Genomic DNA, 13195 nt, shown 5'->3' on the forward strand with positions numbered 1-13195 from the left:
GATACCACCCTTGTCGTACTGAAGTTCTAACCCGCACCCCTGATCGGGGTGGGAGACCGTGTCAGGTGGGCAGTTTGACTGGGGCGGTCGCCTCCCAAAGAGTAACGGAGGCGCCCAAAGGTTCCCTCAGAATGGTTGGAAATCATTCGAAGAGTGTAAAGGCAGAAGGGAGCTTGACTGCGAGACCTACAAGTCGAGCAGGGACGAAAGTCGGGCTTAGTGATCCGGTGGTTCCGCATGGAAGGGCCATCGCTCAACGGATAAAAGCTACCCCGGGGATAACAGGCTTATCTCCCCCAAGAGTCCACATCGACGGGGAGGTTTGGCACCTCGATGTCGGCTCATCGCATCCTGGGGCTGTAGTCGGTCCCAAGGGTTGGGCTGTTCGCCCATTAAAGCGGTACGCGAGCTGGGTTCAGAACGTCGTGAGACAGTTCGGTCCCTATCCGTCGCGGGCGCAGGAAATTTGAGAGGAGCTGTCCTTAGTACGAGAGGACCGGGATGGACGCACCGCTGGTGTACCAGTTGTCCTGCCAAGGGCACCGCTGGGTAGCTATGTGCGGAAGGGATAAGCGCTGAAAGCATCTAAGCGTGAAGCCCCCCTCAAGATGAGATTTCCCATTGCATAAGCAAGTAAGATCCCTCGAAGATGACGAGGTAGATAGGTCCGAGGTGGAAGCGTGGCGACACGTGCAGCTGACGGATACTAATCGATCGAGGACTTAACCAATACGAAAAGGGGAGCAAGACATCAAGAAAAGCACCGCCTATCCTTTCTTCTCTGATCTGTTATCTAGTTTTGAAAGAACAAAAAGTTCTTGACATGGGCGAAATGCTCGTTATAATAATACTTGTCTGTTTGAAATAATAAGCCTAGTGATGATGGCGGAGAGGTCACACCCGTTCCCATCCCGAACACGGAAGTTAAGCTCTCCAGCGCCGATGGTAGTTGGGGCTAACGCCCCTGCAAGAGCAGGACGTTGCTAGGCTTTATATTAAACATATTCCGCAATCGCTCAGCGACGAGCATTTCCTCTCTGAGCAAACAGCGAGTTGCCTCGACGCATTGTGCTTCTTCGAATGTCTTGAAGAGGAAGAGGCAGTAGAAAAATACGAATAATGATTCGTTAGTTTTTGTGTTTATCCACTATTCCGCAATAGCTCAGCGGTAGAGCAACCGGCTGTTAACCGGTAGGTCGTAGGTTCGAATCCTACTTGCGGAGCCATTTTGGAGAGCTGTCCGAGTGGTCGAAGGAGCACGATTGGAAATCGTGTAGACGTTAACAGCGTCTCAAGGGTTCGAATCCCTTGCTCTCCGCCACTATTTCATGTAATGGCCCGTTGGTCAAGTGGTTAAGACACCGCCCTTTCACGGCGGTAACACGGGTTCGAATCCCGTACGGGTCACTTTTAGGAGGATTAGCTCAGCTGGGAGAGCACTTGCCTTACAAGCAAGGGGTCGGCGGTTCGATCCCGTCATCCTCCACCATACATACTATTGATTGAAAAAAATATAATTTTGTCATCGCGGGGTGGAGCAGCCTGGTAGCTCGTCGGGCTCATAACCCGAAGGTCGCAGGTTCAAATCCTGCCCCCGCAACCAAATAAAACGGTTGGTCCCGTAGTGTAGTGGTTAACATGCCTGCCTGTCACGCAGGAGATCGCGGGTTCGAGTCCCGTCGGGACCGCCATAAAATATGTATGGCTCGGTAGCTCAGTCGGTAGAGCAAAGGACTGAAAATCCTTGTGTCGGCGGTTCGATTCCGTCCCGAGCCACCATTTATTTTATCCAACGCATCTTATGAATGCCGGCTTAGCTCAATTGGTAGAGACGAGCGGAGCATCGGTGAAATGACTGCGAGTTGCCTCGACGCATTGGACATCTTGAAATGTCTTGAAGAGGAAGAGGCACAGAACATGTGCTTTTATGGTTAGTTCTATAGATAAAGCCGGCTTAGCTCAATTGGTAGAGCAACTGACTTGTAATCAGTAGGTTGCGGGTTCAAGTCCTGCAGCCGGCATCGATTTATTAAAGTAATGGCGGCTATGGCGAAGTGGTTAACGCACCAGATTGTGGCTCTGGCATTCGTGGGTTCGATTCCCACTAGTCGCCCCATACATATTATCCCAAGACATTTGTGATAAAAGATTTGATAGTCGCGCGGATGTAGTTTAATGGTAAAACCTCAGCCACGAGCGATACATCATTGAATAGGCGACGAGTTGCCTCGACGCACAAAGCATCTTAGAATGAACTGGTAGAGGAAGAGGCATGGTATATCGGGACACTAGAAATTTGTAATAAAAAATTTGATAATTATGCGGGTGTAGTTTAGTGGTAAAACCTCAGCCTTCCAAGCTGATGTCGTGGGTTCGATTCCCATCACCCGCTTGTATACGGGCCTATAGCTCAGCTGGTTAGAGCGCACGCCTGATAAGCGTGAGGTCGGTGGTTCAAGTCCACTTAGGCCCATCTTTCTTTTTGTAAAGCGTTTTCTTTGCATAAAGTTTGGTGACATGTGCTGCCTATCTATAGGTGTTCTGTGAATTTCTTCTATAACATTGGTCAGTTAGCTTTTGTTTTCATCTACTATTCCGCAATCGCTCAGCGACGAGCATTTCTCCTCTGAGCAAACAGCGAGTTGCCTCGACGCATTGTACTTCTTCGAATGTCTTGAAGAGGAAGAGGCAGTAGAAAAATACGAATAATGATTCGTTAGTTTTTGTGTTTATCCACTATTCCGCAATAGCTCAGCGGTAGAGCAACCGGCTGTTAACCGGTAGGTCGTAGGTTCGAATCCTACTTGCGGAGCCATTGGAGAAGTACCCAAGTGGCTGAAGGGGACGGTTTGCTAAACCGTTAGGTCGCGTTTTTGCGGCGCGCGGGTTCAAATCCCGCCTTCTCCGCCACTGCTGAATGCAAGGCCCGTTGGTCAAGTGGTTAAGACACCGCCCTTTCACGGCGGTAACACGGGTTCGAATCCCGTACGGGTCATAAGTAAAAAGCACTGTGCTAAAGCATAGTGTTTTTTACTTTATATAAAATCATTTAAAGATAAAACGAGTGTCATCTTCAAAACACACGGGAGAAGAGATGATGCTCGATCACCGACCGTGGAAAAACGGTATAACTCTATTATGTTAACATAATAAGTTACATCATACGCCTCAAAAATATTCGTTCCTCCAATTATTTAGAGAGCAACATTTATAAAAAAACTTGATCTATATAATATTGTGCACTTCTGTTTTTGATTATTCCGAATTTTTAACTTGACAAAATGTCAAATGTAAATGAATAATAAATACAAAGAAAGGCCGACCATAAAAACAGAAAGGTCGGCATAATTTTTCTACTCATGTTCATATTCCCTAAACTCAAAATGATTCGTTAGGGCTACTCGGCTTTTTTGGTGCTTTGTTTTTTTGGCGAAGAAATTTTTCTCCGTACTCTCCATGATCATGAAAGTAAGCATGTTCAATTTGAATCGTGGAATGTTTAATTCTATATTTCCTTTCCAGCATTTCATTAATGGCTAAAATAACACAGAATGGCTGAATGTGTTCATTGATAAATACGTGAGCAGTTAAGGAATAATGGTCGGAAGAAATCGCCCAAATGTGCATGTCATGTACATCTTCTACCCCTTTAATACCGCTAATGTCAGAGCGTATTTGCTCAAGATCAAACTGCGATGGAACAGAATCCATAAGAATAAAGTACGATTCGCGGATGATTTTTGCTCCTCCTGTAAAAATAATTCCTCCTATAATCATACTAATCAATGGATCTATTAAGGCAAATTCCGTGAAATAGATGATAATAGCTGAAGCGATAACTCCGATTGAACTCAAAAGATCGCCGATAAAATGCCATAAAGCGCTTTTCACATTTAAATTTTCCTCTTCTTTTGTGCTTCTGCTAAGGACGATTGTTAAGATAAGATTAACGATCAGCCCAATTGTAGCAATTGTAAGCATCAGCTGAAAATGAACAGGCTCAGGATGAATGAACCGTCGAATTCCTTCGATAAAGATGCCAATAGCGATCATTGCAAGTGCCAATCCGTTTAAAAAGGAAGCAATAATCTCAAATCGCAAATATCCAAACGTAAATGTTTTATTGGGCTGCCGCGATGCGAGATACAGAGCAACCATACTCAAAATGAGCGCCAGCACATCTGAGGCCATATGAGCTGAATCAGAAAGAAGTGCAAGCGAATTAGATAAAACTCCGCCAATGACTTCAACAAGGGCAAAAAACAGCGTTAGGAAAAGGGTAATCCATAATGTTCGTTTTGATTTGTTTTGTTCTTTGACATGAGGCAGGTGATGATAGTCAGAGTAACTCATAGTACACCCCTTTTTTAGAATAATTATCATTAGATATTTATTATAAATTATATGCCGCAAACAAGCAATTTGCAAATCATAGCTTTGTACCATTTTTGAAAGCTTCTTATCTTAATCTTTTGTTCATAATATAGCCGCTTGTTCTCCGAGAGTGGCAAATGCCTTATTGTGTCCATCCTATAAGAGAAAGGGCATATAGCTGGAAATTGCGCGAGATAAGGGAATGTTTATCAGTCAATCATAATAAATATAGCTTGAAGATTGAGCAAAGCGACTCTAGAAAAGAATATGACGAATGTGTGCACAGAGGTTTGTAGCCTATCTTTCATCACATAAACGCGTGGCAAAGCAACAAAGTGTTCGCGAATCTAATGGTTTAGCCTGAAAAATAATATTGTTTGGACATCCAATGATTGAACAAGCAAAAGCAGGGGAAAAAGAGAATCCCTTCATCCTCTTTTTGTATGAAATTTCCTGGTGAGAATTGTCACAAAATATAAACACATTTTATCAAGGAATTTATAAATCAATGTCGAATCTAATTAAATAAATACTAATGGATAAGCCAATAAGTGAAGCAGTGTATGGCGTTGGACAATGGAAAAAAGAAGATGTTGGTTCAGAAGAAAAAACAAACTGCTTCATCTTTCATTTAACATGGAGCAATTAGGATCGTAATGAAATATTGGCAAAATAAAAAAACTATAGTGAAAGGATGAGATGCTCGTTGATAGCAACAAATCCCACAGATTTTGAGGTTCATTTGTTTCATGAAGGAAGCTTATATAAAAGCTATAAAATGTTTGGCGCTCATATCGTAAGAAATGAAGGGGTGGTTGGAACAAGATTTAGTGTATGGGCTCCTCATGCGCGTGCTGTGCGACTTGTAGGAAGCTTTAACAACTGGAACGGGAAAGATCACCCGCTTACCAAAATAAACGATCAAGGCGTATGGACCATATTTATCCCTGAAAATTTAGAGGGACACTTATATAAATATGAAATTGTTACAGAAAATGAGCAAGTACTACTTAAAGCGGATCCATATGCATTTTATTCCGAACTTCGTCCTCGTACGGCCTCTATTGTATATTCATTAGATGGATATCATTGGAATGATAAAGCGTGGCAGCGAAAGAAACGCCGCAAACCAGCTTACGATCAACCGTTATTCATTTATGAAGTTCATTTAGGTTCATGGAAAAAGAAGGAAGATGGAAGCTTTTACTCCTATCAAGAGCTAGCAGAAGAACTAATCCCTTATGTAGTGCAAAATGGGTTTACTCACATTGAACTGCTTCCCTTAATTGAGCATCCGCTCGATCGCTCATGGGGATATCAAGGAACAGGATATTATTCCGCTACAAGCCGCTATGGAACTCCACATGATTTCATGTTTTTTATTGATCAGTGCCATCAAGCTGGAATAGGAGTGATTTTAGACTGGGTCCCTGGTCATTTTTGTAAAGATGCACATGGCCTATACATGTTTGATGGAGCCCCAACATATGAATATGTCAATATACAGGATCGTGAGAATCCGGTGTGGGGAACAGCCAATTTTGATCTAGGGAAGCCTGAGGTTCGAAGCTTTCTCATCTCGAATGCATTATTTTGGATGGAGTATTTCCATATTGACGGCTTTCGCGTTGATGCAGTAGCTAATATGCTTTATTGGCCCAACAGTCATGTCCTTCATAAAAACCACTACGCCGTGGAATTTTTGCAGAAACTAAATGAAGCTGTCTTTTCCTATGATCCTTCATTGTTAATGATTGCTGAAGATTCTACAGATTGGCCGAAGGTGACTGCGCCGACTTATGAAGGAGGCTTAGGATTTAATTATAAATGGAATATGGGCTGGATGAACGACATTCTGACCTATATGGAGGCGGCTCCCGAACATCGTAAATATCTGCATCATAAAGTTACTTTTTCTTTGCTATACGCATACTCAGAAAATTTTATTTTGCCATTTTCACATGATGAGGTAGTGCACGGAAAAAAATCATTATTAAATAAAATGCCTGGCGAATATGAGCAGAAATTTGCGCAACTGCGATTATTATATGGGTATTTAGCTACTCATCCAGGAAAAAAATTATTGTTTATGGGAGGGGAATTCGGTCAATTTGATGAATGGAAGGATTTGGATCAACTTGATTGGATGTTATTTGATTTTGAGATGCATAGAAAAATGAGTGTGTATGTGAAAGACTTAATAAAGTTTTACAAACGTCATAAGCCTCTTTATGAGCTGGATCATTCGCCAGAAGGGTTCGAATGGATTGATGTGCATAACGCTGAACAGAGCATCTTTTCGTTTGTTCGCAAAAGCAATAAAGAGAATGATATATTAGTTGTCGTTTGTAACTTTACTGGAACGGCATACCATGATTACAAGGTAGGCGTTCCGCTGCTTGCCACGTATAAGGAAGCTTTTAACAGCGACGCTTCCCTATATGGAGGATGTGGTTATATTAATAAAAAACCGATGACTGCTCTCGAAGAGCCGTTTCATGGAAAACCATACCACATCGAAATGACTATCCCACCTTTTGGAATTTCTGTGTTGCGCCCAATGAAAAAACGAGGGGAGAGAAGTGTAGATGGTGAAGAAAAGATGCGTCGCCATGTTGTTGGCCGGCGGACAAGGTAGTCGATTAAATTCATTGACCAAACAGCTAGCCAAACCAGCCGTTCCGTTTGGAGGAAAATATCGAATCATTGATTTTACGCTAAGCAACTGCTCCAATTCCGGTATTGATACGGTAGGAATATTGACTCAATATCAGCCGCTTCTTCTACACTCATATATTGGTATTGGCAGCGCTTGGGATTTAGATCGAAGAAATGGAGGAGTGACCGTTTTACCCCCGTATTCTGAATCATCTGGGGTAAAATGGTATGAAGGAACAGCGCACGCCATTTATCAAAACATGAACTATATTGAGCAGTATGATCCGGAATATGTGTTGATTCTTTCAGGTGACCACATTTATAAGATGAATTACGCCAAAATGCTGGATTATCATATCGCCAAAAATGCGGATGTGACGATTTCTGTTATTGAAGTGCCTTGGGCCGAAGCGAGCCGATTTGGGATCATGAACACAGACAAAGAAATGCGGATTGTAGAGTTTGAAGAAAAACCGTCTGCCCCAAAAAACAACCTCGCTTCGATGGGAATTTATATTTTTAATTGGAGTGTTTTAAAGGAATACTTGCAAATCGACAATGAAAATCCGAGTTCAAGTCATGACTTTGGCAAAGATGTGATTCCGCTATTATTGAAAGAAAAGAAACGGCTTATGGCTTATCCATTTAAAGGATATTGGAAGGATGTCGGAACAGTGAAAAGCCTGTGGGAGGCAAATATGGATTTATTAGATCCAGAATGTGAATTAAATTTGTTTGATCAATCATGGAAGATCTATTCCGTTAATCCAAATCAACCTCCTCAGTATATCTCTCCAGATGCAATAGTGATTAACTCGCTGGTGAATGAAGGATGCATTATTGAGGGAACCATTGACCATTCCGTTGTTTTTCAGGGAGTTTATGTTCAAAAGGGAGCGATTGTGAGAGACTGTGTCATTATGCCGGATGTAGTGATTGGTGAAAATGCCTATATTGAAAGAGCCATTGTACCGTCAGAGCTTGAGATCCCGCCGGGAATGGTCATTCGCCCGTCTGCATTTGATGATGAGATTTTTCTTGTTACACAAGAATGGTTGCAGGCACAGAGCTCAGAAATCGTTGAGAAAGGATGAACAGCGATGAATAAAACGATGTTAGGGGTAATAGATGACACAAGGTATATGGAGTCGCTATATGAGCTGACGCTGCATCGTTCCATTGCAGCAATTCCATTTGCAGGAAGATACCGCTTAATAGATTTTGTCCTATCAAACATGGTGAACTCAGGTATGCAAAGCATCGCTATTTTCCCAAAGTATCACTATCGATCATTGATGGATCATTTAGGTTCAGGGAAAAATTGGGATTTGAGTCGAAAACGAGATGGGCTCTTTTTCTTTCCTTCCTCAGATTTAAATATTCCGGCGCATCATTTAGGGGCTTTCCAACATTTTGAACAGCATATTGACTACTTTTTACGCAGCAAACAAAAGTATGCGCTCATTTGCAATAGCTATACCGTTTGCAATATTGACTATGAGGCTGTGTTAAAGCGTCATATCGATAATCAGTGCGATATTACAGAAATACGTCATCAAGGCCGTTCGCTTGGAATGTTCGTGTTAGAAACCTCTCTCCTTCTGGATTTAATTGCGAACCGAATTCATACAGGCTACAATAGCATCATCGATGTTGTCCACGATCATCTTCATCAATTGAAAATATGTGATTATGAGCATTATGGATATGTGGCTGTCATTGACTCTATCGAAAGCTATTTTCGTCATAGCTTAGAGCTGCTTAATCCAACCATTTGGAATCAGCTATTTGTTAAATCGCGTCCTATTTATACAAAAGTGAAGGATGCGCCGCCTACTAAATATACAGAAAATGCTGTTGTCAAAAATTCAATAGTGGCTAATGGATGCATGATCGAAGGACATGTTGAAAACAGCATTATTTTTCGAGCAGTAAAAATAGAAAAGGGGACGGTTGTTAAAAACAGTATTATTATGCAAAAAAGCCATATTGGTGAACAATGCGAGCTGAATTCTGTTATTGTGGATAAAGATGTGAAGGTTGAAAATGGCGTTAAGATCGTAGGTTCGGAGCAGCATCCATTTGTTGTTCGTAAAGGAACTGTACAAGGAGAGTTGATGAATCAGTGAAAATTTTGTTTGTTGTGTCAGAATGCGTACCCTTTGTGAAGTCGGGCGGTTTGGCAGATGTAGCTGGTGCGTTGCCGAAAGAACTCAAACGATTAGGCACAGATATCCGTGTGATTCTTCCTAAATATGGAATGATTTCAGCAGAATTTAAAAAGCAAATGAAAAAGGTCGCGGAGCTGGTTGTTCGAGTCGGCTGGCGCCGTCAATATTGCGGAGTTGAAATGCTGGAATACGAAGGAGTTGTCTATTATTTTATCGACAACGAATACTATTTTAAACGTGATAGTTTATATGGCCATTATGACGACGGAGAACGATTTTCCTATTTCTGTCGAGCTGTTTTAGATGCACTTCCTGCTATTTCCTTCCAGCCGCAAATTATTCATTGCCATGATTGGCACACAGGGATGATTCCATTTTTATTACGGGAAGAGTATAAAAACAATTCGTTTTATGGAAATATCCGCACGGTATTTACGATTCATAATTTACAGTTTCAAGGGATTTTCCCTCGCAGCATTTTAGAGGATTTGCTTAATTTGAGCAGTGAGCGCTATTTTACGATTGATTATTTAGAGTTTTATGGGAACGTCAGCTTTATGAAAGCAGCTCTTGTGTCTGCAGATATGATTACGACTGTTAGTCCCACCTACAAAGAAGAAATTCAAACGGAATATTACGGAGAAAAGCTCGATGGGCTTCTGAGAGCTCGCCGACGCGATCTTTTCGGCATATTAAACGGAATTGATGATGAAATATACAATCCAAAAAAAGACCAGCACATTGCGATTCCATATGATCAGTTCACGATTGCGCGCAAAGAAATTAATAAGCAAGCGCTCAGGCAAAAATTCGGTTTGCGCAGCGAAGAAGATACGCCGATTATCGCCATGGTGACCCGTCTAACGAAGCAAAAAGGACTTGATTTAGTGAAATGTGTATTTCATGAAATCATTGCGGAAAATGTCCAGTTTATTGTTCTGGGAACGGGAGATCGGGAGTTCGAACATTTCTTTCATGAAATGGCGATGACATATCCTCATCAAGTAAAAGTATATATTGGATTTAACGAAGAGCTGGCTCATCAAATCTATGCAGGCACCGATTTATTTTTAATGCCATCCCAGTTTGAGCCGTGCGGCTTGGCGCAATTAATTGCATTGCGATATGGCGCGATTCCAATTGTGCGAGAAACAGGCGGATTAAACGATACTGTCCAATCGTTTAATGAGTTTACGGGTGAAGGCAATGGATTTAGTTTTAAAAATTTTAATGCGCATGATATGCTGTATACCATTCGTCGAGCGCTTGAATTTTATAAGCAAAAAGAAATATGGGAAAAGCTTGTGAAAGAAGCGATGAGCCGAGATTACAGCTGGGCGCAGTCGGCGTTTAAGTATAATCAGCTTTATGACGAATTAATGGCTGGGAGTGGAAGTCATGTTCTCTAACAAAGAAGAGTTTAAAATGGTTTTTTTAAGAAGACTTGAGATGATGTATGGAAAGCGGTTTGAGGAATCGACCGTGCGCGATCAATATCATACGTTAGGGAATATGGTTCGCGAATATATAAGCCAGGATTGGATTCGGACAAATGAGCGGAGTCGCGCGAAAAGCAGCAAGCAGGTGTATTATCTATCCATTGAATTTCTGCTTGGCCGTCTTTTGGGAAGTAACTTATTAAATCTTGGAATCCGTGATGTAGTCGAAAAAGGATTAAAAGAGCTGGGCATTGATTTAGAAGAAATTGAGGAAAGCGAGGCGGATGCGGGACTAGGGAATGGCGGTCTTGGCCGCCTTGCCGCTTGTTTTTTGGATTCTCTTGCTTCGTTAAATTTGCCCGGACATGGCTGTGGAATACGATATAAGCATGGGCTGTTTGATCAAAAAATTGTCGATGGCTATCAAGTGGAGCTTCCAGAGCAATGGTTGAGACATGGGAATGTTTGGGAGGTGAGAAAGGAAGATTTAGCAATTGAAGTGAACTTCTGGGGAAGAGTAGAGGTATCAAATGAAGGAGGAAGGCTGGTATTCCGTCATACAGATAGCGAAAAAGTAACAGCTGTTCCCTACGATATGCCTGTGATTGGCTATGGAACCAAAACGGTTAATACTCTTCGCCTTTGGAGCGCCGAACCTTCTAAAACCTTTCCTAAACATAAAAGTATCATGCAGTATAAGCGGGAAACGGAAGCTATTTCAGAATTTCTATATCCAGATGATACGCACGATGAGGGGAAAATTTTACGTCTTAAACAGCAATATTTTCTTGTAGCGGCGAGTGTCGGAAGCATTGTTCGCGCTCATCGTCGTCAGTACGGGAATTTATCTAACTTGCATAAGCATGTAGCCATTCATGTGAATGATACGCATCCAGTTTTAGCGATTCCAGAGTTAATGAGGGTGTTGTTGGACGAAGAAGGAATGAGCTGGGAAGATGCATGGGAGATTACGACGAACACAGTGTCTTATACGAATCACACAACATTATCAGAAGCGTTAGAGAAATGGCCCATTCATATTTTTCAGCCATTGCTTCCACGCATTTACATGATTGTCGAAGAAATTAATGAGCGCTTTTGTCGTGGTTTATGGAATAAGTATCCAGGTGAATGGAAACGAATTGAGGATATGGCGATTATTGCTCATGGACTTGTTAAAATGGCCCACTTAGCAGTGGTCGGAAGTTATCGTGTAAACGGAGTGGCAAAGCTTCATTCGGAAATCTTAAAAAAACGTGAAATGAAGCAATTTTATGAAGTATTTCCGCAAAAATTTAATAATAAAACCAATGGCATTACGCATCGCCGCTGGTTGCTAAAAGCAAATCCGCAGCTTGCTTCGTTAATTACGGAAGCGATTGGAGCACGGTGGATTCAGCGGCCGGAAACGCTGCTCGATTTAACGTCCTATGCATCAGACCGCTCTTTTCAAAGAGCATTGGCTAAAGTAAAGCAGCAGCGAAAGGCGATTTTAGCTAAACGCATTTACGAGCAAACTGGCATCGCCGTTGACGAGTCTTCGATTTTTGATGTGCAGGTTAAACGGCTTCATGCTTATAAACGCCAGCTTTTGAACGTTTTGCACATTATGTACCTTTACAATCGATTGAAAGAGGATTCGAGCTTTTCGATTTATCCTCGTACCTTTATTTTCGGGGCAAAGGCTTCGCCAGGCTATTATTATGCGAAGCGAATTATTAAGCTGATTAATTCTCTTGCGGAAAAAGTAAATCATGATCCCCAAACAAATGAACAGCTGAAAGTGATTTTTTTAGAGAACTATCGCGTATCTTTAGCAGAGGATATTTTTCCGGCAGCCGATATTAGCGAGCAGATTTCCACAGCTAGCAAGGAAGCTTCGGGAACAGGGAATATGAAATTTATGATGAACGGTGCCATTACCATTGGCACGATGGATGGAGCCAATATTGAAATTTTTGAGGAAGTAGGCAAGGAGAATATTTTCATCTTCGGATTAACGGCTGAGGAAGTTTTGAATTATTATCAGAATGGTGGTTATCGTTCTCATGAGTATTATCACCATGATCGAAGAATCAAGCAAGTCGTTGATCAGTTAGTCAATGGATTTTTTCCAGACGCGCACGATCATTTTGAACCGATTTACGATTCGCTTTTAATGCAAAATGATGAATATTTTGTGCTGCGCGATTTTGCTGATTATGCCGAAACGCAAGAAAAAATCTCCGAAGTGTACCAGGATAGGGAAAAATGGATGGAAATGAGCGCGATCAATATTGCTCATTCGGGCCATTTCTCAAGCGACCGAACCATTCAAGAATATGCAAATGAAATATGGGACATTCATCCTCTTATCTAATGAACAAGAAGAACACAGAGCCATCTGTGTTCTCTAGGTGGTCGACAACGTCCATCTTGATTATGTCTACAATCATTTGACGCATCATCCGTTCAACTACATCAGTCGGGATTGAAAATAAACACTTGGTAAACAAGGAATAGAGCCAATGACGCAGGATGAAGTATGGAGGGCACAGAACCATCTGTGCCCTC

At 41.9% G+C, this 13195-nt stretch carries 6 protein-coding genes, 14 tRNA genes and 2 rRNA genes; 21 read left to right on the forward strand and 1 reads right to left on the reverse strand.

Going from position 1 to position 13195, the window contains the following annotated elements; translation table 11 throughout:
• From B6A27_RS09690 to B6A27_RS09765, 16 genes are all read left to right on the forward strand, one after another.
• Positions 1-730 (forward strand): 23S ribosomal RNA (locus tag B6A27_RS09690); the annotation flags it as partial.
• Between the two features lie 142 nt (positions 731-872).
• Positions 873-989, forward strand: a 5S ribosomal RNA gene (rrf, locus tag B6A27_RS09695).
• A gap of 162 nt (positions 990-1151) precedes the next feature.
• Positions 1152-1226, forward strand: a tRNA-Asn gene (locus tag B6A27_RS09700).
• Positions 1227-1230: 4 nt separating this feature from the next.
• Positions 1231-1321 (forward strand) — tRNA-Ser (locus tag B6A27_RS09705).
• Positions 1322-1335: 14 nt separating this feature from the next.
• Positions 1336-1407 (forward strand) — tRNA-Glu (locus B6A27_RS09710).
• A 6-nt stretch (positions 1408-1413) separates the two neighbouring features.
• A tRNA-Val gene (locus B6A27_RS09715) sits at positions 1414-1489 on the forward strand.
• A gap of 37 nt (positions 1490-1526) precedes the next feature.
• Positions 1527-1603 (forward strand) — tRNA-Met (locus tag B6A27_RS09720).
• Positions 1604-1615: 12 nt separating this feature from the next.
• Positions 1616-1691: transfer RNA gene (locus B6A27_RS09725), tRNA-Asp, on the forward strand.
• Between the two features lie 12 nt (positions 1692-1703).
• Positions 1704-1779 (forward strand) — tRNA-Phe (locus B6A27_RS09730).
• Positions 1780-1948: 169 nt separating this feature from the next.
• Positions 1949-2021, forward strand: a tRNA-Thr gene (locus B6A27_RS09735).
• A 19-nt stretch (positions 2022-2040) separates the two neighbouring features.
• Positions 2041-2116: transfer RNA gene (locus B6A27_RS09740), tRNA-His, on the forward strand.
• Between the two features lie 205 nt (positions 2117-2321).
• Positions 2322-2392 (forward strand) — tRNA-Gly (locus B6A27_RS09745).
• 7 nt (positions 2393-2399) lie between these two features.
• Positions 2400-2473 (forward strand) — tRNA-Ile (locus tag B6A27_RS09750).
• A 267-nt stretch (positions 2474-2740) separates the two neighbouring features.
• Positions 2741-2815, forward strand: a tRNA-Asn gene (locus B6A27_RS09755).
• A 2-nt stretch (positions 2816-2817) separates the two neighbouring features.
• Positions 2818-2910: transfer RNA gene (locus B6A27_RS09760), tRNA-Ser, on the forward strand.
• Positions 2911-2923: 13 nt separating this feature from the next.
• Positions 2924-2995, forward strand: a tRNA-Glu gene (locus tag B6A27_RS09765).
• 383 nt (positions 2996-3378) lie between these two features.
• Here the strand turns inward: B6A27_RS09765 and B6A27_RS09770 are convergent.
• Positions 3379-4353, reverse strand: a complete 975-nt coding sequence (locus tag B6A27_RS09770; RefSeq protein ID WP_080862011.1) for a cation diffusion facilitator family transporter — start codon at positions 4351-4353, stop codon at positions 3379-3381.
• A 715-nt stretch (positions 4354-5068) separates the two neighbouring features.
• Here B6A27_RS09770 and glgB point away from each other — a divergent pair.
• Genes glgB through B6A27_RS09795 form a run of 5 tightly spaced genes read left to right on the forward strand, consistent with a single transcriptional unit; the run spans position 5069 to position 13001 of the window.
• On the forward strand, positions 5069-7012 hold the full coding sequence (gene glgB, locus B6A27_RS09775) for a 1,4-alpha-glucan branching enzyme (RefSeq protein WP_080862012.1): 1944 nt from the start codon (positions 5069-5071) through the stop codon (positions 7010-7012).
• On the forward strand, positions 6963-8126 hold the full coding sequence (locus B6A27_RS09780; RefSeq protein ID WP_066149977.1) for a glucose-1-phosphate adenylyltransferase: 1164 nt from the start codon (positions 6963-6965) through the stop codon (positions 8124-8126). Before glgB ends, B6A27_RS09780 begins: the two co-directional genes overlap by 50 nt.
• Before the next feature lie 6 nt (positions 8127-8132).
• Positions 8133-9161 carry a GlgC family sugar phosphate nucleotidyltransferase gene (locus B6A27_RS09785; protein ID WP_044745831.1) on the forward strand — a complete coding sequence of 343 codons (1029 nt, stop codon included), beginning with the start codon at positions 8133-8135 and terminating at the stop codon, positions 9159-9161.
• Positions 9158-10612, forward strand: coding sequence for a glycogen synthase GlgA (gene glgA / locus B6A27_RS09790; protein ID WP_080862013.1), 1455 nt, complete (start codon positions 9158-9160; stop codon positions 10610-10612). The genes B6A27_RS09785 and glgA overlap by 4 nt, the downstream gene beginning before the upstream one ends.
• Positions 10602-13001 carry a glycogen/starch/alpha-glucan phosphorylase gene (locus B6A27_RS09795; RefSeq protein ID WP_080862014.1) on the forward strand — a complete coding sequence of 800 codons (2400 nt, stop codon included), beginning with the start codon at positions 10602-10604 and terminating at the stop codon, positions 12999-13001. Before glgA ends, B6A27_RS09795 begins: the two co-directional genes overlap by 11 nt.
• Positions 13002-13195 lie beyond the last annotated feature (194 nt).

It is taken from the genome of Anoxybacillus sp. UARK-01 (genome assembly GCF_002075365.1).
Taxonomy (GTDB): domain Bacteria; phylum Bacillota; class Bacilli; order Bacillales; family Anoxybacillaceae; genus Anoxybacteroides; species Anoxybacteroides rupiense.